Below are 25,748 nucleotides of genomic sequence, written 5' to 3' on the forward strand. Positions count from 1 at the left end.
ATAGAAGGCTTTCTCATTGGAACGTCGCTATTCGTGGGCACGACCTGGGGACAAGCTAGGCCAGTTTTACCCAGAAGCCATGAGGCAATAGAGCAGGGCCCCTCCACACTATCCTTCTTGAACCGAAGCTCTTCATTTGTGGAAAATGTGTCCTCATTTCAAGGCGACACGGTGATGTACGACTAGGCAACGGCGATACTTAAGGGCAACATGAGCAATACGACCTCGACTATCCCGACAAATACCTGTAACATCAGTGCGACATGGACACAGGTCACTGCCAGAATGACAGCGAACCATTCCTACACACTCGCCTTGACCAGCCACAATGACAACTATGCTGGAGATGCGACCTATACACGCTTTGACGATATCAATGTGAATTAGGGTGACTGTCAGAGTAGTGCAGAGCATCGGAGAAGGAGATGGTTGCAAAAGGCCATTCCCTTCCTGGTGAGCAGCCAAGATAGCACATACGTTCCTACAATACCTACAGTTCTAGAAAAGACGGCAGCAGCTATCAGCCCACCCGAAACACACTTGAAACAACCGTCGCGGCACCACCACCCTTCGTTTCTGAGCCTCCACTATAGTCCAGCCGTGCCCGGTAATATCCTGTCGGCCATTGATTGGAGATGGTGAGCTTGACCACGTTGAGGCACAATGTTTCAAGAGATACTCCTACAAAGGACGGTTCTGCATCTTCAGAAGTTCCTTTGGGAGAGGACGTGGAACTAAAGTTGGTTCAGTTCCACGTCCTCCCCCTTTGTTTTCGCTTCTTATGAGGTGGGAATGAAGCTAGATCTCTGGGAGCAGCGATTCAGCATCCCCTTGTTGGAGCTGCTCCTTCTCGTTTGGTTGCGCAATGACACGTCCAACGAGCACCAACCATACCGGAAGAAAAATAAGCGAAGGAAGCAGAATGAGGAAGGAGAGAGGTACAAAAGCCACAAAGGAATAGATGACCAGATCGACAGCATAGAGCACCCCAATGATGCGAAACGCCCCTTTCAGTTGCCAGGACGCGGACGCTGTCCACAGTGCTGCTGCGATATGCCCCCCATAGCGGAGGGTGAGATAGACGATCTTAGTAGCACCATTTAACTGCATGATCTCGGTTGCCATATCGATGACCAGCCATCCATATCCAGCTGCTCTCCCCCAACGCGGTGCGGGTAGGGTTGCAATTACAGGAAAGAGGAGCAGATGTTCAGCCACACCAAGCAGTGCGTTCAACTCAGCGACAATCCAGGAACTACTTACTGTGGCATCACGAATACTAGGAAGAAAATAGGTGATGAGATGAATGAAGAACAGGAAAGCTGCCCCATAGACGAATATGCTTCTTCTCTGCTGAAGCAATTGATACATCATGCCAAACTCCTCATGGAAAGAAAGAGGAAGTGTGCAAAAGAACGTTTTTTGCTATGCCATACGGATAAGGATATCCGTAGAGAGCATCCATCAGTCTTTGCACTTTAAACATATATATGTAATAACATAGTGAAGTACGCCTTATTTTTGTCTATTCTCACATGCTTTTCCATCATTTCATATCTTTTTGGACTCTATGCTCTTTATGAATGTTATACACATTTCCTTTGAAGAAAGTAAAACTTGGAGGAAAATAGGGAAAGCGACGCGCGAGAGAAACAAAGAGAATGGAAATAATGAGGACGCCTATCACGTAAATCACACTGTATCAGACCTCGTCATTTGATCCTTGATCTTGCGTCTCTGTGCAATATCCATTGCAAAAACCTTGCCTAATTTTCATTAGGCAAGATTTTTGCAATGGATTTCTTCCAAGGCTCATTTCCGAAGCGGAAGACCTCGACGAAGTGAGGGGAGAAAAAGCTCTAGATCGATATGGGAACGCAACGCATCACGAGCACTGCGATAACCAAGAAGCCGCTGTTCATCTCCAAGCTGAGTGGATGGGAGATCTTCTATGGCCCAGTAGCGATGCCGACCGGCACCTGGCACGATAGGTCAGGTATTCGCCAAACCACTGCAAAGAATGACTCCTTCATCCCAAGAAAGACCAAAGTTTGGTTCTGTCGTTTGTGATGACGTGAGAAGCGGAATGTTCACCTCACCAAGGACTTGGCGAGCAAGATCTAGCTCATGGTCGTTACTCTGGAATGGCGTATTCCAAATATCCCACAGACCATGTGCTCGTGCTGCAAGCAAACTTGCAGCCATGAGTGCACGGACTGAGCGATGGGCACAGAGAAACAACACTCGTTTTCGATGTTCACTCATGCTAAATATCCTTCTTGGACTCAGATACGCTTCACGAAAGGTGACAGGTTAAACACGTTCCCTGTTATTCTGTAGCTTCTGCCCTGCTCTTAGCAATCGTGCTGAATTGGCAAGGATACCCAGATCGGGCAGTGATTGGGCAGCGGCAGCAAGAATCGGTGGAAGAACGCCAAAGGCAGCCAGTGAGAGGCCAACCACGTTGTAGAGGGCTGTAAAACCAATGTTCATCTTGACCACACGCATAGTTCGGTGCGCGATGGCAAAGACTTCTGGGACCAATCGCCAATCATTGCGCATGAGCGCCATATGAGCTGCATCCATTGCTACATCGGTTCCAGCCACTCCCATTGCCATGCCCACATCCGCTTGCGCCAACGCAGGCGCATCATTGACCCCATCGCCGACCATGACGACGGTATGCCCTTTTGCCTGGTATTCTTTGACGAGGCGAATCTTGTCTTCGGGCAAGAGATTCGCCTGGTATCCAATGCCAAGTTGCTCGGCGAGAGCCGCTGCTACTTGTTCGTTGTCGCCTGTCAGCATTTCGATATGTTTGACTCCATACCGTCTAAGATGGGCGAGAGCTTCCGGCATTTCAGGACGCACAGTATCTGAGGCTGCTAGCAGGCCGACGAGTTCGCCATCACGCTCGACAAACAACAGCGTCTTGCCTTGTGCTTCAAGAGCAGCAGTTTCAGCTTGATCGCGACCGGAGGGAATGAGGCGTGTATTACCAACGGCAAGTTGACTGCCATCCACACAGACCCGTATCCCCTGGCCTGGAATGGCTTCAAACTGTTCTGCTGAAAGGAGAGGAAGACGGAGCTTCCTTGCTTTTTCCCGTACCGCTTCAGCGAGAGGATGTTCCGAATAGCGCTCGGCGCTGGCGGCAAGCTGTAAGACCTCGTTCTTGCCCATCTGGCTGGTCGCAATGACATCGGCAATCTGTGGCTCGCCCACGGTCACAGTCCCGGTTTTGTCTAGAAGGACTACATCGGCTCGTGCCAGCGTTTCCAGATACTTGCCACCCTTGATGAGCATGCCTCGTTTCGCAGCAGCTCCAATGGAGGCAAGCATAGCAACAGGGGTCGCCAGTGCCAGCGAGCAGGAGCAGGCAACCACCAGAACAGAAGCGGTTGCGAGTGGGTTTCGACTGATGAGGAGTGTCAGGGCTGCAATGGCAGCCACCACCGGGAGGAAGTAGGCAGAAAAACGATCTGCTAGGCGCTGCACGTCGGCACGGTGAGCTTCCGCCTCTTCAACCATCTTGATCACTCGTCCAAAGGTGGTATCAGCTCCCACGTGGGTCGTGCGAAGACGCAGACTCCCCAACGTGGCAATGGTGGCAGCATAGACCTGACTTCCTTCACTCACTTCAACGGGCATGGCTTCACCGGTGAGCGCAGCCTGGTTGATCGTGGCCTGTCCCATGAGCACCAGGCCATCAACCGGAATGGCTTCGCCTGGTCTGACAATCACGACCTCACCTGGTTGCACCTCACCGATAGGCACCTCGATTTCGTTCCCATCGCGCTCAAGGCGAGCTGTTTTGGGTGTCATCGAGGTCAGATGTTTGAGTGCATGTCGAGAACGCTCGGTGGTAAAGTTCTCCGCAAAATTGCCCACATGCATAAAGAAGACCACGACCGCAGCCGTGGGCCATTGTCCCACGACGAGGGCAGCCACGACCCCAAGGCTCATCAGCGTATGAGAAATCACCTGACGACGCAGAGCGGCTTTGATGACATTCAGAAAAATGGGAGATCCAGCAAGCAGGACAAGTGCCCAGCCGACGTACCAGGGAATCAGGTCGGTGACCCGTTTCATCCAGCCCAACCACTCGCCAACAATCACGACTAGGAGCACGATGCCCAATACCAGAGCAAAAAGCGTGAGAATGGGACGGGTGAAGGAGCCAAGCGAAGGAAAAGCAGATATTTCCTCTTGTGCTGTTCCCTCTGAGTCAATGGAATACCCTGCTTTCTCGACCGCCTGATGAAAGGCAGAAAAATCAATCTGGGTAGGATCGTAACGGATCAGAGCTTTCTCTGATGAGAGATAGACCTGAGCCTCTTCGACGCCTCGCAATCCCGCTAGCGCGTGCTGCACATGTTCTGTGCATTCGGTACAATCCATCCCGGCGATTTTCAGCTCAACTGTGCGTAAGGGAAGCGAAAGGATGTATCCAGCCCCCTCCACTGCTTTGCGAAAAGTACTCATATCTACCTGAACCGGATCGTAGCGCACGACGGCTTTCTCAGAGGAAAGGTAAACCTGCGCTTGCTCGACTCCAGGAAGTGCGCAGAGCGCCTGTTGCACATGCTGGGTACACTCGGTGCAATCCATCCCCGAGATCGGGAGTTCTATTGTGCGTAGAGCATCAGGAGTTGCATTCGTCACAGTTCGCTCTTTTCTCCGTCAACGCGCGGATGTTCTTCTGTGTAGTTGGCGCATTCGTAAATGCCGCGCGCAATGTCCTGTAAGATTTCTTCCGTCAAGGAGAACAGCACAGCAATTTTGGGGTGGCTCAATTGGTAAAAGGTGTAACGTCCTTGCGACTCAGAAGTCACGAGGTCACAGTCAGATAAACAGCGTAAATGGTTGGAGACATTGGTCCGTAACAAGCCAGTTTGCTCTACAATAGCACTGACCGTCAGAGGGCCTGCGCGCAGTGCTTCAAGAATGGAGAGGCGTGAAGGATCAGCAAATCCACGATACAGCTTTGCTTTGAGGGTGAGGGCTTGCGCTTGGAGTGTTGGCATGATGGTGCTTCCTTATAGGTTAACAAGTCATTACTTAATAACATATTAAAATTATAAGGGAAGGGTTGTCAATCTGCTCTACTTTTCTTCTCTTGGTTACGTTGCGGTGAATGACAGTGGCCTTCACTGCCTCTCTTTAAATGATTGCTCCACGCGCCTCAAGTTATTTACAATATTTTCTGCTGGTACCTCAGATGGGAAGCTGTTTCTCCAGATGCTCCATGATGAATTCCTACAATTCGCGCTGATTTCCCCAGGTGGTTCTTACCCACTCTCGGTGAAGGATGAGTTTCTGTGAACGTGTTTGGTGAAACATAAAAGCCGTCTGAAGGGCGGCTTTTATGTTTCACCAAACACGTTCTTAACTGAGCTTGCTCTGGCCTGTCCAGTGCCTGTCACGCTGGCGTTTGCCCTGCACCTGACCGTAGGTGGTGACGCAGAATGGGACCAGATAAGTGATGAGCAGCGGCACCAGTTCGCTCCATGTGAAGTGGCTGCTGACCAGCGCTTGACCGTGATTAATCAGTCCCAAGAGCGTGCCGATCACCAGTGCAGCCTTCAACGAGCGCATGATGGTATCGCGTTCAAGGCTGTACACTATGATCGTGTGGAGAAAACGAGACCACTTATGGAACCGGGCGCACGGATGCATCGCTTAATCTCCTACTTGTTCAGCAGAGGCTGTCTCCACAAAGGAAGGAGAGATCTGCTCCAGGGATTGCTTGTGCGTCTGGACGCCGTAGAGCAGCATCACGAGAGCACCAATGAGCAAAGGGGCACCGAAGATAACTAGCTCGACCTGCGCAGAAATTCCCAGATCCAGCAGCACGCCGCCGAAAAGTGGGCCGATAAAGGAGCCGATGCGGGTGAAGCCAGCAGACCAGCCAGCGCCAGTTCCACGGATCTCGGTGGGGTAGACTTCTGCGCTATACGGTGGGAAGATGCCAAGCAGCGTGGTGCCGAAGAAGAAGATGACACCTCCCACCAGCACAAGGAAAACGGGTTGCGCGGCAATTTGAGGCAGAAAGACACCCAGAATGAGCATGAAAATGCCTGCAATCAGCGGGTAGAGCGTCAGCACCAGCTTGGAGCCGCCCTTATTCAGCAAGAAGAGTGCCAGGAAGACCGAGGGAATGGCAAAAAAATTGATCAGCATGGGATAGTTGACACTCTGGGCGTCAGAGTAGCCCAGATTCACGAGGGTTGTGGGCAGCCAGATGATGAAGGAGAACTCGAAGAAGCCAATAAAGAAGCCAAAGATCCAGTTGGCAACGGTGCGCCTGCGGTAGACGCTGCGCCAGAGCCTCATCAGCCCCTCGATGACTGAGACTCGCTTATCTTCGTGGGAGAGGTCATCCTGCGCATCGTCCAGAGGGTCGTAGTTGTTGCCGGTCTGGCGGCGAATTTCAGCAGCGACGCGCAGGGCTTCATCTTCTTTGCCCGCAGTCAGAAGATAGCGAGGAGATTCGGGAAATTTGAAGCGGATCAGGACCACAAGCAGAGCCGGCAGTGCCTGAATATAGAACAGCGATTTCCAGCCAGCGACTGGCAGGAGAAAATGGGCACTGAGCGCGGAAAAAGCATAGCCGACAACAATAGCCAGGATGCCGAGCACCACCTGGGTACGCGTGCGCAGGTGAGCAGGCAGGAACTCAGCGAGCAGAGTGAAGGCCAGTGGAATTTCTCCCCCGACGCCAACGCCCATGAAGAAGCAGGTGATGGTGAATTGTACATAGTCCCAGGCGTGCGTTTGGATGAGGTTGGTGACGGAAAATAAGAGGATGGTGTAGGTCAGGGCCTTCTGTCGGCCAATACGGTCGCCAATGATGCCCCAGAAAATGGCGCCGACACAGGTGCCAAAGAGGGCGGCGGTGGGCATGTAGGAGCCCTGGATATAGTTGAGGTTCCACTCCATGCGCATCATGGGCAGAATGAACGAGCACGTGACCTGATCCATGTTATCAAAAGCGGTACCAAGAAAGACGACAAGCAGCAAGATTTTGTAGAAATTGGACCAGCGAAACGTCTCTGGCCGGGATTGAGGCTTGGCAGTGAGCATGTGTTGTCTCCTTTTCTACTCTCTTATGGGACAAAAGTGCTGTTTCTTCTGCCTTCGCATCCTTTTTACGGATGTGACCTTCTTAATAGAAGGCTGAAAAGAAGCTGAAAGTCATCAGCAAAGATAATGAAAAGATCTTGCCAGGGACTTTCTTTGCAGGTTAGTTTCCCAGATGTCGCAGAGAAGGGATGCTCTGCACTTGCTAGCGTTTACTATGCTGCTGTGGTGCTGTGGCTTCCGATATCTCTTATGTTGGATAATTCGCGGAGAAGCCAGGCCCCACCGATGGTGGATACACTGGGAGCAGAGCTCGGTGCTCCATGGTGAAGCAAATAGGCGACCAAAGTCCTCTTCATGAGCGCGCAACGGTTGACTTTCCGGTTTTCTTCAGGCCTATTTGGCTCATGGATTTGCTCACGTTGGCAAGTTCTCCGTGGCTGCTCTCAAAGAGCGTGCTTATCAAAAGCCGAGGAGACAAGTGAAGGATTTGTTGCTCTTCCTGTTTCATGTTGGGCATGGTAACAGGGTAAACGCATGAAAAAGGGCAAGAGGCGGTGGATAGCAAATCCAATGAGATCACCGCCATTCCCGCTCTGCTCGCAGGTTTGGCACTCCCCGGTGAGCTGGTCACCATCTACGCAGTAGGCTGTCAGAAAGCTATCACCCAGGCGATTCGCGACCAGCAAGCCGACTATGTGATCACCGTGAAAGGAAATCAGCACCACACCTTGCAAGAAGTGGAAACTTGGTTTGAGGAACATGCCTTTGCCGTGCCGACCTCCTTGAAGCCGGTGCTGGATGCCTTTGACGAGAGTCATGGTCGTCTCACCCGTCGCCGGGTGTTTGTGCATGCAGTACCCACCGAGCTACAGGTGCTTGAAGACTGGCCAGGAATAAAAAGCATTCTAGCGGTGGCATCGATTCGTATGATTAAGTCGCACGGAGTCACTACGGCAGAAAAGCGGTATTTTCTGTCCAGCGTGTCCGTCGAAGATGAGCGGCAGATAGCAGCCATCATGAACGACTTGTATTGGAAATTGCATGGGGAAAGCCGAACGGTGCCTTTCCCAGCCGATGAAATCCAACGTGTGCATCCTTGATGGTGAGAGGTGATCGCCGTGAATGCTTCGTGCTTGAACGACTCGCTTCAAGTTACGAGCTTCTTATTCAGCGCATGCAAGCCTTTGCTGAAAATAGCGAGCGACTGCATACGATCATGACGGATTTCACGGCGACCATACGGTAACCTGTCTGCCTATTGTGCGCAATTTCTCATGCGTTTGCCCTGCCGGACCGAGGATTTGAGCAAGATTGAAGAAGTTTTTTGCTTAGTAAGACAGTAGAATGCCTTGCATGCAATGAGGGAGCGGAAGACCGTTGGCGTTCGTATCGGCCCGGCGTTAGCTTTATACGAACGCCAACGCGATTGATGTGATAGAACATATGTTTAAATTCCGAGGAGGGGCTTATGAGCCAGAATGCCATGAAGCATCTTTATCTGATGCAGGTTGGGTCCATGCCGGAATACCAGATTCCGATTGTGTGCTATCTGGTGCAAACGGTTGACGGCAAGAATATTCTGATTGATAGTGGCCTACCGGAGATTATGCCTGAAGGAGAATCGGAGTTCGAGAATGGGCAGGACGTTATCGAGCAGTTGGCGAGCATTGGCTTAAAACCGGATGATATTGATACTGTTATTTCGACGCATTATGATATCGACCATGCCGGAAGACACAAGGCATTCACGAAGGCGCAATATGTTGTTCAGCGTGTGCATCATTTGGATGCGGCGAGCAACCCACGTTTTGCTGCCAATCGGCCCCAATGGGATCAGCCAATGGAGCGCATTCGGCTGGTGGATGGGGACACGGAACTGCTGCCGGGGCTGGAGCTGATTGAGACGAGCGGGCATGTGCCAGGACATCAATCGGTGCTGGTGCGGCTGCCCAAAACGGGGGCGATTTTATTGCCGATTGACGCTGTACCCTTCGGCGAGGGCTTTACCCGTGACGAGCAGGACGACGGTAGCAACCCGGACGCCGAAGCGATCCGCGCCAGTACGATTAAACTGCTTGATCTGGTCGAACGGGAGCATATCGAGCTTGTGATTTTCGGTCATGACAAGGAACAATGGGAAGGGCTGAAAAAGCTGCCGGAGTATTACGAGTGAGGATGCAAGCACTCTTTTCCCGATTCGGAGTACCGATCGAGAAAGGGATAGTGTTATGGTTTCATAAGAGTGCAAGACATGTCTTGCCCCTACGAAGCGGCAGAGGCAGGAACATCCTCTTTGGCGACGCCAAAGAGGATGTTCCTTGGTATCCTGGGTTTCACCCAAATTTCGCAGGAGTTTGGGCTCTTACACATTCTCGATATTGGTGGCAAAATCATTGAGCTGTAAAAAGTATGGGAACTCTGCAATGTTGGAGGGAGACGATGGGAAGAAAAACGAGGAAGGAGCCTCTCAATGTCCTTAAAGCCAACCTCCATTCTCCCAATTCCAGAGGAGACCGCCCGTGTAGCTCGTGCAGCTTTCCCTCGTGGAAATGTGGTAATGCAACTGCGTGATACGCTATGCAAAGACTCGTTCGAGCAAGCGACATGTCCCGCCGCTGTTCGGCGATGGTAGTTCGCCCATCCCCGGTTCACGTGATTGAGTTTCTCTTGTTGGGCATGTCGATTTCTGTCAATCACCCCCTTCATATCAGCAGCGTGACGTTTGACCGCCTCTTTACTGGGAGTGATGATCGTTACTCCACCAGATGACCGCAGGGATCGTTCCGAGATAGACTCGCCAACTTATTTCCCTCTTTCCCCCTACCATCCTCATGAATGTCATGTTACACTCTTCGTAGAGTTATGTCCCTTTCGCCCCTTCCGGGTCGCTGAACCTTAACGCTAGCTCAGGTTGTGGTGTGTCCTGAGCGCGTGTCACTCCTTCGGTCACTGGCTCGCGTCAGCTCGGAGACAGGCTGTTGGAGTGATGGGACTGAAAAGTCACACAGTGAATGTGTCTAACATGGTACTGCATGAGGCTCTCTCCTTTCTAAGCCAACACCAGGTGATCTCTCGCAACCCAGGGTGCACTCGTTTCACCGGATGGATACGGTGAGTGTATTCTGAGATGTGGTGGTCAACACGGCGTTGATTGCCAGGGAAGGAGGTGCAAGGCCATGATCGCCAAGATCAAGCGCGTCGTGATTGCGATGCGTGCTCGGTGCCACAACTGCCAGATGGGTCGCCACATGGAGTGCCTCCGTGGTGCCTGCGACTGCGGTTGCTAATACGAGCTATTATTGGGTTGCACTAGCCTAAGTTGCTTATGCTAACACGGAGCGTGTGAACATTGCACGCCAACCGGGCAGGTCTGGAAGCTTTCACCGTTCCAGACCTGCTCCGGCAGCCACAAAGTTGGATACTCTCACGAAATGGGTCATATGGCAATACACCATGTGACCCATTTCCGTTCCCAAGAGATGAGAGGATATCCAGGCTGTCTCTCTTGCCATTAAGCATTTTCTCTTGCTACGCTCGGCGAGATTGGAACGTGTGCTCTGCAAAAAGAGTACATATGCATTTTTATCCTATCATAGAGTTCACGAGAGAGCCCCTCACGCTCAATCCTCAGTGATACGTGTTCTGTTCTTGATACCACTCATTATACCTTAGCAATTGCTTCTTGACAGAATATATGCAAATACTTACCATAGATGGCATTATGAGGTAGCACTGCGCTAACTGGTGAAAAGGTCAGGAAAGCTTGAAAAAAGCAGCGTCCAAAGAGATGCTGCGCTTATGCAAAAAAGTACAGAGCCAATGGACGCATCCTCTCAATTTTGCCCGAACGAGATGTGTTGCGCAAGAGGCAAAAAAGGGGCAGGAAACATCAGTATTCATGGACGCAAGCGACCACGATATCGATGTCAGATGTGTCGAAAGACCTTTAGTGCCCGCAAAGGGACGATGCTGGAAGGCCTACGCAGGCCAGCGAGCCTGGTGATCATTGTGATGACGTTAGTGGCCTATGGTTGTCCGGTCCAGGCCATTGTGCAGGCGTTTGGGTTAGACGAACGCACCGTCGCCAGTTGGCGTGATCGAGCAGGCGAGCACTGCAAGCAGGTCCATGAGGCGATCGTGCAGCAAGGACAGCTTGATCTAGTGCATGTGCAGGCCGATGAGATCCGGGTGAAAGGGCGTCAAATGGTTGCCTGGATGGGGTTAGCGATGATGGTCTCAACGCGTCTGTGGCTGGCTGGGGTAGTGAGCCGAAGGCGCGATAACCAGCTCGCTGATTGCCTTCTGCGGCAGGTGCGAGCGTGCAGCCAATCGTTGCGGACGCTACTGGTCTGCACGGATGGATGGGCATCGTATCCGGGCAGCATTCGTCGAGCTTTCCGTGAAAAGGTGAAAAAGACCGCAGGCAAAGGAAGAGCATGCTTGATGCCGTGGCCTGACATCGTGATTGCAACGGTCATCAAGCGCACGGAGAAAAAGCGTGTAGTGGAAATCACGCGGAGAATGACACAAGGTCTGCTGTCTTCAGCCGAAAAGCTGTTACAGCAGTCACGAGGCGGAACGGTGCTCAACACCGCTTTTATCGAGCGCTTCAATGGGACCATGCGCGAACGGCTCGCGAGCCTCACGCGTAAATGTCGCCATGCGGCCCATCGTGTACACGCGCTGGAAACGGGCATGTATCTGCTCGGCTGCACCTACAATTTGTGCTTTGCACACCACGAATTGAGTTCGGCCAAGCATTTCGGGTTTCCTTGTACGCCAGCGATGGCGTCAGGCCTCACCAATCATATCTGGGGCATTGGCGAGGTGTTGACCTTCAAGATTGCTCCAGCACCTTGGGTTGAGCCGAAACGGCGGGGACGTCCTCGCTCACGCCCGTTGCCTGATCCAACGGTGCCCAAGCGACCGCGAGGGCGTCCCCGCAAGCTCGCTTGAGCACGTTCACCGGTTAGTGGGGCTGTACCCATTATGAGCGCAATAACATATTTTCATGCATATTCAGAGGGAACGCTTGATGCAAAATCGCGTTGGTGAAGTCTTTGGCCACTATCGTCTAGTCCACTTCCTTGGGCAGGACGCGTTTGCGGATGTGTATCTGGGTCACCACCTCTCTCTAGACCAGCAGGCTGCCATCAAGATTCAGAAAGCCGTATTTTCCCACCATGACCTTGTCATCTTCTTATTGGAAGGCACCACTCTTCTCATCCTTCATGTTTTGTGTGGAAGTATCAGCCAGGGAGTGTCAATGGTCCATGAATCCCTCACGCCAGGCATAGATAGCAGCCTGGGTGCGATCCCCAATATGCAGTTTCGAGAGAATATTGTTGACATGGCTCTTCACGGTGCGTTCACTGATCACAAGGCGTTCGGCAATCCGCGCATTGGAGAGACCATTCGCAATCAGGTACAGCACCTCGCGCTCGCGCTCACTCAAGGTTGCATAGAGCCGGGCCTGTTCTCTGGAGGCTCCGTGCAACTCTTGCACCAGGCGTGCAGCCACATGGGGGTGTAAAACGGCCTCACCTCGGGCTGCTTTGCGCACGGCATCCGCCAGTTCATCCAACCCTACTCCTTTCAGAAGGTAGGAAAGGGCTCCAGCACGAATAGCCGGGAAAATATGTTCATCCTCGTGGTACGAGGTCAAGATGATGACCTGCGAACAAGGGCTACGCTGCTTCAACAGGCGAGTTGCCTCCACACCATCTACCCCTGGCATGACCAAATCCATTAAGACAACATCAGGTGCCAGGTCAGCGGCTGACAGCACGGCCTCACCGCCTGAACCAACGTCGCCCACCACCACAAAATCTCCTTCTGCTTCGAGCAGAGCCCGAATCCCGTGGCGCACCACCGCATGATCGTCTACGATCAGAACCGTAATTGGCTCACCCATGACTTCCCTCCTTCGTGCTTGTATCGACCCACACCAGAGGGATCTGAGCTACTACCCTGGTTCCTTCTCTGGAACTAGATATGGTAAGGCGGCCAGAGAGTGCTTCCATGCGTTCACGCATACTCGTCAGTCCAAGACCTTTACCAACTATTCGCGCGGTGTCAAAGCCCTGGCCATTATCGCAAATACTCAGAGCAACCTCCTCTTCCTTCCAGCTCAATTGAATCTTCACCTCACTTGCTCTGCTATGGCGAACTACGTTGGCAAGCACCTCCTGAGACACGCGAAAGAGAGCCTCTTCAGATTGAAGAGGAGTCGTGCATCCCCCTTGCACGCTGACATCAACCGCAATCCCCACACGATGAGACCAGTCGCGTGCGTAATTCTGCAGCGCTATCGCCAGGCCAAGGTCTTCGAGGGGAGCGGGTCGCATCGCCTGGATTGCGGCACTCAGTTCCTGCTGTACCTGTTCAGCAATCTGCTCCACCTCGACCAGGTGCTGTTGCGCACCTTCGGGATCGCGTGGAAACAACTTACGTGCAGCGCGCACGAGAAGCGCGCTGGTAAATAGGTGCTGCTTGACCGAATCGTGCAGTTCGCGTGCCAGGCGATTGCGTTCCTCAGCCACAGCCAGGGCCTGACGCGTCGAGAGGAGCGATTTGATCTGCTCAGCCATGCTGTTGAGGTTGCTAGCCAATTGCCCCAATTCATCGTGTGAACGGTCTTGTACGACGGCCTGGAAGTCACCACGGCTCCAGGCAGAGGCAGCCAGCGCAATGAGGTTCAGGCGATGAACAAGATTGCGTGAGACGAGGAGTCCTGTCACAGTACCCAACAGCAGAGCGAGCAGGAGAAAGGAGAAACCTGTTGGCTGCCAGATCGTCCAGAAGTCATCTAGCACAGCACCTGGACCAGTCGTCGTCCGAGTGGAGGCCTGGTCGGAGAAGACGGCGACCAGTTCCCCAATCACCTGCTTTCTCTGCCCTGGCACGGCAGCGACCAGGAAGTTCTTGCCATCAGAGGTTGTCCCCGCCATCTCTCCAGGAGAGTCCATAACGCGCTGTATGGTCGCACGTATCTGGGGTTGCGCCAAGTATGTGGTGGTCCTGCTGTTTGCATCCGCAGCACACGTTTTCGACCCGGTCGACAGCAGTGCGAATTGATTGCAGGAAGCTGAAGCCAGAACGCGCCGCTGCTGATCCAGAACCACCACAAGCTGCACACCCCCAGCGTTCCTGCCTATCACCTCAAAAGTCAGCCAGTAACGCAAGGCCTCCAGGTCGGGAGTTGTCTGCTCCAGATAAGGAGCTACCTCAACAATATGCTGTTTCTCCAGCGCCGAAGCCTGAGAGGAAACGCTGGACTGTTGCGTCTCTCGCACGAACTGGAGGAGCGTCAGCGTTATCCCGGTGCTCAGGGTGGCAACCAGCGTGACGATGAGGTAGGACAAGGCCAATCGCCGGGAGATCCCTCCAGGTCGCCAGCGTATGCTTTTCATCGAATCTTCCTCCAGACTTCAGACAGTTCTGTGTAATATCTGCATCAGTATAGCATTACAACGCCGAATCCTAGTTTTATTGAACATAATCATTCGTAGCGCAATAAATCAGCGATCCGCAAACGGGAGGCGCGTCGAGCAGGGATAATGCTTGCCAGCGTAACAATCAGAAGCAGAGCAGCCAGCATAACGAGAAAGGCCAGGGGATCGACCACAAAATCAACCGCGATGACCAGGCGACTGAAGAACTGCAAGAAGGCGTAGGCCAGAGGCAGTCCCAACAACGCGCCGAGGCACCAGGCAATACCGCCAAGTGTCAGACCTTCGACCCAGAAGATCTGCCCCACGCGCCAGCTACTGGCCCCCATTGCGCGCACCAAACCGACCTCACGCTGGCGCTCCACGACCGAGGCGGTCAATGTACTCGCCAGTCCCAGGATGCCCGCCGCACCGGTGAGCAATGCAACTGCATAGAGCACCGCGTAGAGGACATAAAAGTTCCGTTGGTGTCGCAGGGCCTCATCCTGTACCAAAAACACTGGCCCAAGCCCAGTTCCTCTTCCCACCGAGCCACTGAGAATGAGATTGGTACCAACCGTATCGATCTGGTTGGCGAGCCGGTTCACCCCGGCAGGTGTGGAATCTTTTGCCTGGACTAGTAGCTTATTGACGTAATCAGCAACACTGGCGGGAGGTGTGCCCTCAAACTGGTAGAGGGTCGTGACCGGCACCACAGCAGTACCAATCTGACCCAGACTATCAACCGCTTCATTCAATGTGCCGATGACGGTCCAGTTGATAGGCTTGTTGCCCTCAAGGCTCGTGACGACCAATCTGCTGCCCACATGCAAGCCTGTCTGTGCAGCCACCGCATCGCTGATCAGCACCACATTGGTATCGCCCTCGCGCAGCCAGCGCCCGCTGGTGAGTTGGTAATGGTAGATTTGTGTCTGCGGCTCGACCCCCCAGAGCCCCAGTTTCCCCCAGGGCGTCTGCGCTCCAGCAACCCCAAAGCGTTCTATACGTCTCACATTCGGCAGTGTGTCCAGCTGGGTGCGTGCCTGGCTGTAGGATTCATCCACGTAGACCTCGACGTCGGCATGGATGTGCGTCCAAGCCGAGCCAACTGTCTTGTTGACTGAGCCTGCTGCCGTTTGCACAGTAAGAAAGCTCGCCCCAGACACTGTGAGCATCAGGAGCGTCAGGGCGGCGCTCGTCCGCTTGCGAAAGACGCTCCGCAGTCCCAGCCAGATTATCTGCGGGACCCAGGTAAGATACCCTCCAATCCGTGCCAGCGCACTGGCACCCTTGCCTTTGTTGATCCCATAAGCAGCAAGGGCCGCGCGTACGGTAATGCGCGATCCGTTCAAGAGCGGCCAGAGTGAAGCACATAGGGGCACGCCAAACCCAAGTATCAGGCTAAGCGCAATGAGTTGTGGCGTTACGATCAGCGGGCCTTGCGCCAGAGGAATTCTTTGTGCAAGGAAAGAGGCGAGCCCGGCACCACTAAGAATGCCCAGTACAAGCCCCGGGACCGTCGCCAACAGACTGTACAGACCAATCGAGAGCACGTAGCCACGCAGGATAGAGAAGCGTGTACCGCCGATGGCTTTCATAATGCCAATAGTAGCCGTTTGTTCCGTAACGAGTGTCGCCACCGTGTTCAAGAGCAGGATGGCGCTCATCACCACTGCAAGCAGCGCCAGGATACGCAAGAGAGTGAAAATCCCATCAAGCTGGCGCAATTGCGCGATAATCGGCGTTGGGAAGCTGATTCCCAGTACGGTCACTCCATGACTGTGAAACAGCGGGCCAAGTGCCTGAGCTGTCGTGCTCACCTGTGTCATCGAGGCGAGCTTGATCGCGAGATGAGAGAGTCGGATCGGTCCCAGCGGAGGGGCCGTGGTCACATCGGTAAATGCTGGCAGGCTTTGGAGGGCATTCTCACCCATATAGCCGCGCGCGCTATCCGTCGTAGCAGGGTTCACTCCAGGCGTACGCGCCAATCCCACGACGCGGAGTCGTGCTACCCCGTGAGCGGTATCCACCATTATCAGGTCGCCGATGGCGAAAGGCTGGATGGCAACATCCCCGTACTCCATCACAATTTCGCCCGCCCCCGGATAGTGTCCGCTGACTAGTTCAAATGGCGTGATGGGAGGATGTTGCAGATCAGGATAGCTGATGATCGTGAAATCAACGTGCCCAGGAGCTCGGCTGACGTGCCACTGCGTCATGAGCGTGGTCTCCTCCTGCACCCGCTCGATGTGAGGAACTGCGAGGAGAGCGGGGACGAGTCGTGAGTCCAGTCGATTCACATCCACGACCAGGTCTGGTTGTGTCGCTTGATTACCAACACTAAAGGCAAAGGCGGCAAAGAGCTGATCCTGGGTAAGAGTAATCGCCGTCAGCCCGAAGACCCCAATGAAGATGCCCAGCACCACCAGCAGAGTGCGGCCCTTGCGTCTCGTGACGTCGGCCAATGATTTGCGCAGGCTTGCACTTATGTGATAACTCATGAGAGCTCCTCTGAGGCTGCAGTAACCATCGCACTGGCTCTCTGTTGTCCGATAATATGGCCGTCAAGCAGGTCGATGCGAGCATTGGCATGTGCCGCCAGCTGAGGATCATGCGTGACATAGATGACCGTCTTGCCCTGCCTGGTCAGGCTCACCAGCGTTTCGAAGATTGCTTGAGCCGTCTTTGAGTCCAGGTTGCCAGTGGGTTCGTCAGCCACCAGAACCGGTGGATCATTCGCCAGAGCTCGAGCCAGGGCCACGCGCTGCTGCTGACCACCCGAGAGTTCTGATGGCAGGCGCCCAGCCAGGGCTTCCATCCCAACTTCCGCGAGACAGGTATGGGTGCGCTCCTGCCACGCCCGGCGCGGCAAGTTTCCTCCTAATTCCAGGGCCAACAACACATTTTCCCGCACGGTCAGTGTAGGCACCAACTGAAAAAATTGGAAGACAATGCCAACGTGGCGTCCGCGCCAGCGCGCCAGTGCATCCTCATTCCTGGCCCGTAGCTCCTCACCGGCAAAGATCACACGCCCGCTGGTAGGTCGATCAATCCCTGTGATCATGTTCAGGAGTGTCGATTTACCGCTGCCGGAAGGGCCATTGATGGCAAAGAGACTGCCAGCAGGCACAATAAAGGTAATATCATCGAGGAGAACCGTTTTCTGAGCATGGGTCGCAATTGTTCGGCAAAGATGCTCAACCTGAATCAGGTCATCTCCTCTCGCGAGAGCAATTGACGGTCCTGTTTCCTTCGTTCGCATACTGTAAGCTCCTTTCACTCTGAGCAGACACAACAACAACGACGGGGGCAACAAGTGCCAGATGCGGTAGCAGGCCAAGTCCTGTTTTGTTCCCAGGAAGCATACCTGGAAAACGATCGGAATGGATCGCCCTCTGGTTGGATTGTGTACTGTCCGCTAGTTGGATTGTGCGCTCTTTTGTGCGAGGAGTTCCATCAGTGCGCTTTTTGGCAAAAGAAAAGACGATACTGCTGAGAACATGTCTTGTTGACAACCAGCGTACCCTGCTCAAAAGAGGATTACAGAAACCCGAGCGAGAAAATCCCTGTGATTGATGACTCTGTTGGGAATTTTTGTTCAGACAATTCGTCAAGAAAAAGCAAAGGTGGTAAGGTGAGAAAAAGTATCACCTTGACTGAAATGGAGTAGAAGATGAGAAATAGTGGAGCATCCCCATGTCCATGAAACCAAAGCGTCTAGTTGCAGTTCCAGAAACAACAAGCCGAATTGCCCATCGAGCCTTTCCCAAAGGAGGTGGGTACCTGGTGCCAGAGCACGGCCATCTGTGCATTCACCGCCTTCCTATCCATGTTTGAAAAATAGAGGCATCCAGCAGCGGAGTTTGGCGAATAGTAGGAAATAGGCGCGAAACAGAGGAACGGCAATCTCGTAGATGACTCCAACTGAAGATGATATCAGAACGCTACGTGGGTACACGTAAGAATCTCATCCACCACTTGTTTAAGTGGTCGTGTGGCGTCTATTGTCACGCCGCTGCTAAGTATATCTCTCATCTGGTCTATGTAGAATCATCTTACAGAGCCGCTCAAACACACGCAGATTAGGAACCTCCCCATAGACAACATCAGCCCAGGCAAAGAGCTTGTTATATTTCTTGATCACTACATGACCTCGCGCGACCTGGAAATTCGCGACCTCGCTCCAGAGGAGTGATTTTCCTTTGTAGCTGAGACCCGATTGATCGAGAGTGAATGGACCATAGAAAAGTGATTGCCCCTGCTGGTAGCTCGCTAGGGCTTCTGGTAAGAGCAGATGTGTGGTCTCCTGCTCAATTATGCCTCCCAATGCCTGATTTGTCGAGAAGAAGTAGCCAAGCTTAAATTGACGACCATCTCTACGCTGAGGGGTATAGTCATGGGTCACACTATTCTTATTCCTTGTAAACCTATGCCAGACAATAACAATCTCGTCCCAACGAATGACCTCGATATTATTGGTACGCACGGCGAGTAAGCCATGCTCGTAGACAAATATGCGCCTCTTACGTCCTCGATAGAGGATCATCAAGCCTGTGAGACAACTCAGGACGATCAAGGCATAGATAGGCAGCCAGAGAGCAAAAAAAGACTTGTTTTCAGGGTCATAGGAGTGAGAGAACACAAACAGCATTACAATAGGAAGCAGCGCCAGGAGGATCATGTACACTCTGACATTGGGTGCAAACTCTCTGCGTAGTTCCCCTAGTTGGTAGGTCTCCACCATGCTTTGATAGTCATACCATTGGGAGTCTAACGATACAGGTTTCATTTGCAACTCTCCAATCCTCATTCGAAAGAGCAGGATAGGCATGATTCCGCATTTTCTATAACATCTATTCTTTCTATTACACGTATCTCCTATGTGAATCTCAAACAATGTGGGACAATGAATGGTATACACTGTTCAGCCTCATCTCATGCCCGTTATGCATTGTATTATCTTGGTCGTGTGTATCCTGGGCCGAAACGCACAAGAGCCGCGCCACCTCGGAGGGTGACGCGGCTCTTGCATCTTCGTACGGTACTGCTAGAGGTAAAATCCCGTGTAGGGCGGGTTCTCGTCCGGGCCTCGGCAACTGGCTACTACTGGGCAGTCCACTGGCACTGGTGGTCCTGTTCTTCATGACCTTCTCGCCCACTGTGGAAGGAATGCAAACCGGGGTGGCAGACGCAACCTGGCCATTGAGGTCCTGGCTTGGTTTGTGGTTATGGGTGTACTCATCATCCAGTGAAAACGTGTTTGGTCGGAGATTGTGATTTTGAGTGATTCAGCAGGTATGCGTCCTTTTTAATGTACGCCGTTTCTTATTCTGCTGTTAAGGAAGGAGAATCTCTATTTATGGATGAGATGCATGATTCAACGACGCCCCCATCTGGGAAAGGGAACTTTTCCTCAGAGCCAATACAGGTTCCCTCTCCTGAAGAAATACCCTCCCTCCCAGCAAAACGCTCGCATGCGAAGGCATTCTGGTTTTTGCTCCTGTGTACAGCTATGAGTAGCCTGCTGATCATTCCCTATACCTTTGCATTACTCGGTATCAATAATCCCAGTATGCCAGTTATTACAATCACTACTATCGCAGAGATTGTACAGGACGTTATTTTCTCAGCTATTGGCGCGGGCATAGGTCTCTGGTTGGGAAGTGGCATTGGATTAGGCGCGCCACCGCTGGAAGACTGGCTGAATGGGAGACGCGAGGCGGCACGTGCCTTCGTTAAAGGACTCCCCTTGGCCTTCATTATCGGGCTCCTGGCTGGAATTATCGTCTTCATCCTGGCGGCTCTCCTTTCTCTCGTTGCGCCTATGAAAACTAGTGAGCCTGCTAACCTTCCCTCAGCCTGGCAGGGCTTTCTTGCTGCGATCTCAGCAGGTATTCGTGAAGAGATCTGGACACGCTTAGGTCTACTGACACTTTTCGCCTGGCTCGGAACAAAGATTGTTCGCGGTGGGCGTCTCTCGGCATCCATATTCTGGATAGCAAATATTCTGGCGGCTCTCATTTTCGCTTCATTGCATTTCACGAATGCGGCTATTATTGGCGCATCGGGCGTGGCGATGGTGCTCAATATTCTGCTGCTCAATGGTATTGTTGGTCTGACCTTTGGGTGGGTCTACTGGAAGCGTGGCATTTTATTGGCAATGGTAGCGCACTTTGCCTGCGATATCATCCTCCATGTTATCCCACCACTGCTCGTTGGTAAGTTTTAGCTCTCAGCTCGTTTTTTAATGAGTTTGATTGTCAAACATTTTAATTGGTAGTAAGACGAGCGAAAAGCTTGCTGTCAGCGTTGAAGCAGGAACCGAACACCGTGTATGGCCTGTCCATATATGGGTCAGTTTCGGAGAACGGTCATTCCACAGGATTCACGAAAGAAACAGGCGGGAATCGAGCTTCCCACCTATTTCCTGCCTCTTACCGGCTCAGCCTAGCTTCCAACACATTGTCGCCGGGGTCTTAGGCCAATCTCAATATGGAAATCTTTCATAAACCGCTCGTTCAATTTCAACCTTCCATTGTTTCAATTTTTCCTGAGGATTGAAGTGTTGTCGTTGGTTTTCCGCTGCCATAACTTTCTGTGCGTTCTTAAAGGCCTCTTCGCTTTCCCAGACGGCGGTCGTTATGATGTTGTACCGACTTGCTCCCGCTTTCTTTTCATAGACATATCCTTCAACAAAGCCCGGCAAGGTTTTGAGGAAGGCTAGTATGCCACGTGTACCCTCCAAAAAAGCAGTTCTCGATTCCTCGGGAACGATAAAGATGTCAATCAAAACGTTTTGCATCGTATTATCCTTTCGTACGTTGAGAAACTCAAGGCTCTTTCTGCCTTGGAAACATGGGTGTGAATATGCACTCACAACTCTCTTAGAGAAAAGTCAACCGGACAATATGTATGAAAGATTGCCAAACTGCTTTTACAGATGCTGCAACCAGCTCGCGATGGCCTGTCCAATCTCGTCAGGAGAATCCTCGTGGAGATTATGCAGCCCTTTCACGATCACTGTGCTCTGTGCAGGCCAGGCGCTGCAAAACGCATGCTGACTTGGCACCACCCTACCTGGATCTCCCTGAATATATAATTTGGGGACGAGACTGCTGGCAAGCCATTCTCCGTAGGCCGTGACGATCTCGATCACATCGGCTGGTTCTCCATCAATCGGAAGCTGACGTGCCCAAGAGAGCGTGGGGCGGCGCCCTTCACCAGGATCTGCGAAGGGGCGGCGGTATTCGTTCATCTCTTCCTCCGAAAGGGCGCGCAGAATACCAGCTGGCATGTTGAACTCGATGAACGAATTTTGTTCCAGCGCCATCTGTTCGCCTGCTGGCGAGCGCAACTTCTGGAAGACGTTGCGTGCTGTTTCTGAAGACTCATGGGAGGAGAACGGCATGGCAATCGCTTCCATATAGGCGATGCCGCGCACCGCCTCCGGGTGGCGATATGACCAATCGAAAGCCAGGACCGATCCCCAGTCATGCCCAACCAAAGTGACTCGTTCACGTACCCCCAACGCTTCAAGCAGCGCGTCGAGATAGCGGCGATGCTCAACGAAGGTATAGGAGCCGGGTCCACTCTCCGGCAGCTTCTGTGAATCGCCCATGCCGATGAGATCAGGGGCAATAATGCGCCCGGAACCCTGCACATACGGCAGAATGTTGCGCCAGCTATAAGAGGAATTGGGATTTCCATGCAGGAAGACAATTGGGTCGCCCTGACCTTCATCTACATATGCCATCTCTAATCCCAGAACAGGCTTCCGCTTTTTTTGATAGGGAAATTCTGCGCTGATCATACTCGTTGTTCACTCCTTATCCTATTCCAGGGCCTACTCGGTTGCTCCCCCCTGGAAATGTATTTCTTTGAGTATGCCTGAAGTATAGCTTTTCATGGACGAGCTGACTTCGCCACTTCTGGTGATAGCGCGGGTGATTTTCAGAGGTAAGGAGCAGGTGATATCGATGGTTGCCTGTTTGCGAGAACCCCAGCAGGGAAAGATCAGACCAGCAAACGAGCAGCAGGTGAGAGCAGGTGGAGTTGTTGAGCCAGCGCAATGGCTTCGGCACGGCGATTCACGCCCAGTTTGTGATAGATACTCCTGACCTGAGTTTTAATGGTATTGGAGGAGACGACCAGGATCTGGGCAATTTCGTCGTAGGTGTTCCCGGCGCAGAGATAATGCAGCACACGTCGTTCTTGTGGACTCAAAGATCCTGTCTGGAGCAAGGATTCTTCGGCACCTGGGACACGGCGTTTGGATGCGAAGGCGTGTAAGAGGGTGCGCACATACGTTGCTAATGCGAGATCCTGGAGCTGAGGGACGATCGCTTTGAGCAGCGTTTCCATGGGCTGACCTTCGTCAAGAAAGAGGCGCCGGTATCCTTCACTCCTGGTTTGGGTGAGCACATGCAGCACGATTTTTCTGGCCTCTGTCTGTTGATCGGCTGCGGCATACGCGAGGGCTTCAAGCAGCTGCAGCTCGAAGAGCGAGCGCTGGCGCTCCTGCATGTCTGTTTTCCAGGATGCCAGGAAAGAGAGTGCTTGCCTGCTTTCTGCCCTGGCAATGGAGAGACGAACCTGAAGAAATGCTTCTTCTTCACGGCGGATGTGATACTGGGCGGGATCTCCTGAGACACGATGTGACCACACCTGGGCGCTGGCCAGATCACCTGTGGCTAGCGCGATGCGCGTCTGGTGAGCCTGGATCTCACGCAGAAACTGCGGGGAGTGTGCTTGAGCAGCCAATCGGCCCAGGAGTTCCTGTGCCTGGAGCGTCTGTCCACGTGCCTGGAGGATGCGGGCGAGCAGCAGTGATCCATCGGTTAAGAAGTGCAACTCTTCTGTTTGAGCAGCATTGAGATGGTGAGCTTGGGAGAGCAACTGCTCAGCAGTATCTAATTCGTTGCGCTCGTAAGCCAGTTGCGCCAGACCATGCAAAGCCTGGCGGATAAAAAACGTTTCCCGGTCTCCACTCACTGTGGTGAGTTGGAATTGAGCCAGTTCCCCAGTTTCCTGCTCTGTGGATCTCAATACTTGTTGATACCACTGGGAGGCCTGTGACAATCTGCCCTGACCTTCCTCGATTTCGCCCAGAATCCACAGAACAGCGTACTGCCCCGGCAGCGACTGATCAGCCTCATAAGCCACGCGTGCTTCCAGGGCTTTCAGTCGGGCATTTTCCAGGCGTCCGGCAAGCAATTCTTCAACGGCGAGCAGTGAGAGGCTACTGCCACGCCAATGCTGCTCCCCCTCCGGCTGGAGGCGCAAGGTCTCATGAGCGAGCGCGAAAGCCGTGGGCAGTTCGTGTTGAAAGAAGGTAAAAGTGGCACGGAGAGAGAGAACCTGGGCGAGTTTGCTTTCATCCTTCTGGGAGCGAAAGCTCCGTTCGGCCATCGCCAGAGGCTGTTCAATACGTGTTCTCGTCGCAGGATCGCGCCGCTGCGATGTAAAAATAAGGGATTCGGCATAGGCAAAACTGAGCAACGGATGAGCACTGAGCAGGGATTCTGGGAAACGTTCGAGCCAGCGGCGTAGCCCGGCGTAGTCTTTGCGAAAATGTTGGGGAGCCAGCATCCGCTCAAGCAGTGTGGCCACCTGCTCAAAGTCTCTGGCCTGAAACGCCGCTTCAATGGCATCAGGCAAGTTGTCGTGTTCTACATACCAATGGCTTGCTCGAGCATAGAGGCACTGCACTCCGGCCTCCCCCAGGCGTCTCTTGGCCTCACGCTGGATGGCCGTGGCCCACAACGGGTGATAGCGATACCATTCGCTATCCAGCGGTTGCAGGAAGAGGTTGGCTCGTTCCACCTGATGAAGCAGAAGAGCACTATCGTTGCGGCCTGTGACGGTATCACAGAGCGAGGCACTTAAACGGCTGAGGACGCTCGTCTGCAACAAGAAATCCTGGAGAGAAGGAGGTTGGCGCGAGAGAATCTCTTCCTGCACATACTCATGCAAAAAACGGTCGCTCTCACTCAATGCTTGAAGAAAAGCAGAAGAGTCATCATGCTTTTGGAGAGAGAGTGCTGCCAGTTGGAGACCGGCGATCCAGCCTTTGGTACGGTCTTCGAGTATCTGCACATCGTCTATCGAGAGGTGCAATCCCATACCCTGGATCAGAAATGCGTGTGTTTCAGCCTGGCTAAAACGAAGCTCTGTGCCTCGAAGCTCGACAAGTTGTCCACGCACGCGCCAGCGTGCAAGAGCAAGCGGAGGATCTTCACGGCTGGCAATCATCAGATGCAAAGAGGATGGCAGATGCTCGAGCAGAAAAAGCAGGCTTTCGTGAAGAGCTTGCTCCTGGATAACGTGATAATCATCCAGAATGAGTACTATTTCTTCCGAGAGCAACGTCAGTTCACTGATGAGCGTCGCCAGGATCGTGCGAAGGGTTGGGGAGTGACGGGTCTGGAGCAGGCTGAGAGCGGCTTCGCCGATCCCTGATTGGCAGGCAGGACATTGTCTCAAGGCCTCAATAAATGTCACCCAGAAGCGGGCAGGATCGTTATCCTGCTCATCGAGAGAGAGCCAGGCAACCTGCCGAGGATGGCGCGCAGTCCAGGCAGAGAGCAGGGTGGTTTTCCCCCAACCAGCGGAGGCAGAGAGCAGCGCCAGAGGGTGCACGAGCGCGGTATCTAGCAGATCAAGTAAACGCGGGCGCTCGACCAGTGAGACAGGCAAGCCAGGGCGTTGAAACTTGGGAAGCTGAACAGTTCCTCTCTCTTGAGAGGAACTTGGAGCATCTTTCTCCAGGGCTTGCCGTACTGTTGTCCCCCCCTGCTGCCAGACAACATCGGGTGTTCTCACAAACAGCCGTTCTTTGGGGCCTGGGGTGCTGATAGTGCTCTCGTCTTGTTCTTGGGCAATGCCGTTCAAGACCTGGGCCATGTCCTCCAGGTGAGCAAAAGTGATGGCAACGGCAGAACCAAGATAGCGCTTGACGAGGCGCCCATGCAAGCGTCGATACGCATACCAGTAGCTACTCCCACGTTGCACCCGCTGCTTCCGGACGGTATAAGATATGCCCCAACGGCTGTGAAAGGAGAAGGAGGAAACGTGCTCAAGCCAATCACTTGTGAGTGTTTGTGTACTGGCCTGATCATTCATGAAGAGGACATAGGTCTGTGCGTGCTCGGACCACCAAAACTGAGCGAGGGCATATCTGGGCATAGAGCGTACTTTCTGTGCAATGACAAGAGGCACATCATGTTGCCTAAC

At 53.1% G+C, this 25,748-nt stretch carries 22 protein-coding genes; 7 read left to right on the forward strand and 15 right to left on the reverse strand.

Annotation, left to right across the window (positions count from 1 at the left end; translation table 11 throughout):
• Positions 1-210 precede the first annotated feature (210 nt).
• On the forward strand, positions 211-387 hold the full coding sequence (locus tag K3T82_RS28775) for a hypothetical protein (RefSeq protein ID WP_220196959.1): 177 nt from the start codon (positions 211-213) through the stop codon (positions 385-387).
• Between the two features lie 411 nt (positions 388-798).
• On the opposite strand, the gene K3T82_RS28780 is transcribed toward K3T82_RS28775, so the two are convergent.
• The 6 genes from K3T82_RS28780 to K3T82_RS28805 all read right to left on the reverse strand — a co-directional run bounded on the left by K3T82_RS28780 (position 799) and on the right by K3T82_RS28805 (position 7,086).
• Positions 799-1,374, reverse strand: a complete 576-nt coding sequence (locus tag K3T82_RS28780) for a hypothetical protein (RefSeq protein ID WP_220196960.1) — start codon at positions 1,372-1,374, stop codon at positions 799-801.
• 618 nt (positions 1,375-1,992) lie between these two features.
• On the reverse strand, positions 1,993-2,265 hold the full coding sequence (locus K3T82_RS28785) for a hypothetical protein (protein WP_220196961.1): 273 nt from the start codon (positions 2,263-2,265) through the stop codon (positions 1,993-1,995).
• A 48-nt stretch (positions 2,266-2,313) separates the two neighbouring features.
• On the reverse strand, positions 2,314-4,665 hold the full coding sequence (locus K3T82_RS28790) for a heavy metal translocating P-type ATPase (RefSeq protein WP_236031627.1): 2,352 nt from the start codon (positions 4,663-4,665) through the stop codon (positions 2,314-2,316).
• Positions 4,662-5,027 (reverse strand): ArsR/SmtB family transcription factor, encoded by a 366-nt coding sequence (locus tag K3T82_RS28795; protein ID WP_220196962.1) that lies wholly within the window; start codon positions 5,025-5,027, stop codon positions 4,662-4,664. The genes K3T82_RS28790 and K3T82_RS28795 overlap by 4 nt, the downstream gene beginning before the upstream one ends.
• A 361-nt stretch (positions 5,028-5,388) precedes the next feature.
• Entirely contained in the window at positions 5,389-5,679 is a 291-nt protein-coding gene (gene nrtS / locus K3T82_RS28800) for a nitrate/nitrite transporter NrtS (protein WP_220196963.1), read from the reverse strand.
• Positions 5,680-5,682: 3 nt separating this feature from the next.
• A complete protein-coding gene (locus tag K3T82_RS28805) occupies positions 5,683-7,086 on the reverse strand; it encodes an MFS transporter (RefSeq protein WP_220196964.1) in 1,404 nt (467 codons plus the stop codon).
• A gap of 554 nt (positions 7,087-7,640) precedes the next feature.
• Between K3T82_RS28805 and K3T82_RS28810 the strand changes: the two genes are divergently transcribed.
• The 4 genes from K3T82_RS28810 (at position 7,641) to K3T82_RS48105 (ending at position 9,718) form a co-directional block, all read left to right on the forward strand.
• Positions 7,641-8,186 carry an ISAs1 family transposase gene (locus tag K3T82_RS28810; RefSeq protein WP_220196965.1) on the forward strand — a complete coding sequence of 182 codons (546 nt, stop codon included), beginning with the start codon at positions 7,641-7,643 and terminating at the stop codon, positions 8,184-8,186.
• Between the two features lie 368 nt (positions 8,187-8,554).
• The gene (locus K3T82_RS28815) at positions 8,555-9,259 is read left to right on the forward strand and encodes an N-acyl homoserine lactonase family protein (RefSeq protein ID WP_220196966.1); all 705 of its coding nucleotides are present in this window, start codon (positions 8,555-8,557) and stop codon (positions 9,257-9,259) included.
• A gap of 78 nt (positions 9,260-9,337) precedes the next feature.
• Positions 9,338-9,490 carry a hypothetical protein gene (locus K3T82_RS48100; protein ID WP_236031672.1) on the forward strand — a complete coding sequence of 51 codons (153 nt, stop codon included), beginning with the start codon at positions 9,338-9,340 and terminating at the stop codon, positions 9,488-9,490.
• Positions 9,491-9,556: 66 nt separating this feature from the next.
• Positions 9,557-9,718: a hypothetical protein gene (locus K3T82_RS48105; protein WP_236031673.1), complete on the forward strand. Its 162-nt coding sequence runs from the start codon at positions 9,557-9,559 to the stop codon at positions 9,716-9,718.
• A gap of 463 nt (positions 9,719-10,181) precedes the next feature.
• Here K3T82_RS48105 and K3T82_RS28825 read toward each other — a convergent pair whose 3' ends face one another.
• On the reverse strand, positions 10,182-10,334 hold the full coding sequence (locus K3T82_RS28825) for a hypothetical protein (RefSeq protein ID WP_220196967.1): 153 nt from the start codon (positions 10,332-10,334) through the stop codon (positions 10,182-10,184).
• Between the two features lie 550 nt (positions 10,335-10,884).
• On the opposite strand from K3T82_RS28825, the gene K3T82_RS28830 reads away from it, so the two are divergent.
• A complete protein-coding gene (locus tag K3T82_RS28830) occupies positions 10,885-12,042 on the forward strand; it encodes a hypothetical protein (protein ID WP_220196968.1) in 1,158 nt (385 codons plus the stop codon).
• A gap of 307 nt (positions 12,043-12,349) precedes the next feature.
• Here the strand turns inward: K3T82_RS28830 and K3T82_RS28835 are convergent, their stop codons facing one another.
• From K3T82_RS28835 to K3T82_RS28855, 5 genes are all read right to left on the reverse strand, one after another.
• Positions 12,350-13,000: a response regulator gene (locus K3T82_RS28835; protein ID WP_220196969.1), complete on the reverse strand. Its 651-nt coding sequence runs from the start codon at positions 12,998-13,000 to the stop codon at positions 12,350-12,352.
• Entirely contained in the window at positions 12,993-14,498 is a 1,506-nt protein-coding gene (locus K3T82_RS28840; protein WP_220196970.1) for a HAMP domain-containing sensor histidine kinase, read from the reverse strand. Before K3T82_RS28840 ends, K3T82_RS28835 begins: the two co-directional genes overlap by 8 nt.
• Before the next feature lie 89 nt (positions 14,499-14,587).
• Entirely contained in the window at positions 14,588-17,017 is a 2,430-nt protein-coding gene (locus K3T82_RS28845) for an FtsX-like permease family protein (protein WP_220196971.1), read from the reverse strand.
• On the reverse strand, positions 17,014-17,778 hold the full coding sequence (locus tag K3T82_RS28850; protein WP_220196972.1) for an ABC transporter ATP-binding protein: 765 nt from the start codon (positions 17,776-17,778) through the stop codon (positions 17,014-17,016). The genes K3T82_RS28845 and K3T82_RS28850 overlap by 4 nt, the downstream gene beginning before the upstream one ends.
• 756 nt (positions 17,779-18,534) lie before the next feature.
• Positions 18,535-19,305, reverse strand: a complete 771-nt coding sequence (locus tag K3T82_RS28855) for a DUF6585 family protein (protein ID WP_220196973.1) — start codon at positions 19,303-19,305, stop codon at positions 18,535-18,537.
• Between the two features lie 570 nt (positions 19,306-19,875).
• On the opposite strand from K3T82_RS28855, the gene K3T82_RS28860 reads away from it, so the two are divergent.
• A complete protein-coding gene (locus K3T82_RS28860; protein ID WP_220196974.1) occupies positions 19,876-20,745 on the forward strand; it encodes a CPBP family intramembrane glutamic endopeptidase in 870 nt (289 codons plus the stop codon).
• A 258-nt stretch (positions 20,746-21,003) separates the two neighbouring features.
• Here K3T82_RS28860 and K3T82_RS28865 read toward each other — a convergent pair whose 3' ends face one another.
• The 3 genes from K3T82_RS28865 to K3T82_RS28875 all read right to left on the reverse strand — a co-directional run bounded on the left by K3T82_RS28865 (position 21,004) and on the right by K3T82_RS28875 (position 25,700).
• Positions 21,004-21,318, reverse strand: a complete 315-nt coding sequence (locus tag K3T82_RS28865) for an antibiotic biosynthesis monooxygenase family protein (RefSeq protein WP_220196975.1) — start codon at positions 21,316-21,318, stop codon at positions 21,004-21,006.
• Between the two features lie 132 nt (positions 21,319-21,450).
• The gene (locus tag K3T82_RS28870) at positions 21,451-22,326 is read right to left on the reverse strand and encodes a haloalkane dehalogenase (protein ID WP_220196976.1); all 876 of its coding nucleotides are present in this window, start codon (positions 22,324-22,326) and stop codon (positions 21,451-21,453) included.
• A gap of 203 nt (positions 22,327-22,529) precedes the next feature.
• Positions 22,530-25,700, reverse strand: coding sequence for a winged helix-turn-helix domain-containing protein (locus K3T82_RS28875; RefSeq protein ID WP_220196977.1), 3,171 nt, complete (start codon positions 25,698-25,700; stop codon positions 22,530-22,532).
• Positions 25,701-25,748 lie beyond the last annotated feature (48 nt).

The organism is Ktedonospora formicarum, from assembly GCF_016587355.1.
In the GTDB taxonomy this organism is placed as follows: Bacteria; Chloroflexota; Ktedonobacteria; order Ktedonobacterales; family Ktedonobacteraceae; genus Ktedonobacter; species Ktedonobacter formicarum.

What these genes read in the sequence shown, in the direction of transcription:
- K3T82_RS28775 (WP_220196959.1), top strand. Translation starts at nt 211, where the DNA reads ATGAGCAATACGACCTCGACTATCCCGACAAATACCTGTAACATCAGT.
- K3T82_RS28780 (WP_220196960.1), bottom strand. Translation starts at nt 1,374, where the DNA reads ATGATGTATCAATTGCTTCAGCAGAGAAGAAGCATATTCGTCTATGGG.
- K3T82_RS28785 (WP_220196961.1), bottom strand. Translation starts at nt 2,265, where the DNA reads ATGAGTGAACATCGAAAACGAGTGTTGTTTCTCTGTGCCCATCGCTCA.
- K3T82_RS28795 (WP_220196962.1), bottom strand. Translation starts at nt 5,027, where the DNA reads ATGCCAACACTCCAAGCGCAAGCCCTCACCCTCAAAGCAAAGCTGTAT.
- nrtS (WP_220196963.1), bottom strand. Translation starts at nt 5,679, where the DNA reads ATGCATCCGTGCGCCCGGTTCCATAAGTGGTCTCGTTTTCTCCACACG.
- K3T82_RS28805 (WP_220196964.1), bottom strand. Translation starts at nt 7,086, where the DNA reads ATGCTCACTGCCAAGCCTCAATCCCGGCCAGAGACGTTTCGCTGGTCC.
- K3T82_RS28815 (WP_220196966.1), top strand. Translation starts at nt 8,555, where the DNA reads ATGAGCCAGAATGCCATGAAGCATCTTTATCTGATGCAGGTTGGGTCC.
- K3T82_RS48100 (WP_236031672.1), top strand. Translation starts at nt 9,338, where the DNA reads ATGTCTTGCCCCTACGAAGCGGCAGAGGCAGGAACATCCTCTTTGGCG.
- K3T82_RS48105 (WP_236031673.1), top strand. Translation starts at nt 9,557, where the DNA reads ATGTCCTTAAAGCCAACCTCCATTCTCCCAATTCCAGAGGAGACCGCC.
- K3T82_RS28830 (WP_220196968.1), top strand. Translation starts at nt 10,885, where the DNA reads ATGCAAAAAAGTACAGAGCCAATGGACGCATCCTCTCAATTTTGCCCG.
- K3T82_RS28835 (WP_220196969.1), bottom strand. Translation starts at nt 13,000, where the DNA reads ATGGGTGAGCCAATTACGGTTCTGATCGTAGACGATCATGCGGTGGTG.
- K3T82_RS28840 (WP_220196970.1), bottom strand. Translation starts at nt 14,498, where the DNA reads ATGAAAAGCATACGCTGGCGACCTGGAGGGATCTCCCGGCGATTGGCC.
- K3T82_RS28845 (WP_220196971.1), bottom strand. Translation starts at nt 17,017, where the DNA reads ATGAGTTATCACATAAGTGCAAGCCTGCGCAAATCATTGGCCGACGTC.
- K3T82_RS28850 (WP_220196972.1), bottom strand. Translation starts at nt 17,778, where the DNA reads ATGCGAACGAAGGAAACAGGACCGTCAATTGCTCTCGCGAGAGGAGAT.
- K3T82_RS28855 (WP_220196973.1), bottom strand. Translation starts at nt 19,305, where the DNA reads ATGAAACCTGTATCGTTAGACTCCCAATGGTATGACTATCAAAGCATG.
- K3T82_RS28860 (WP_220196974.1), top strand. Translation starts at nt 19,876, where the DNA reads ATGGATGAGATGCATGATTCAACGACGCCCCCATCTGGGAAAGGGAAC.
- K3T82_RS28865 (WP_220196975.1), bottom strand. Translation starts at nt 21,318, where the DNA reads ATGCAAAACGTTTTGATTGACATCTTTATCGTTCCCGAGGAATCGAGA.
- K3T82_RS28870 (WP_220196976.1), bottom strand. Translation starts at nt 22,326, where the DNA reads ATGATCAGCGCAGAATTTCCCTATCAAAAAAAGCGGAAGCCTGTTCTG.
- K3T82_RS28875 (WP_220196977.1), bottom strand. Translation starts at nt 25,700, where the DNA reads ATGCCCAGATATGCCCTCGCTCAGTTTTGGTGGTCCGAGCACGCACAG.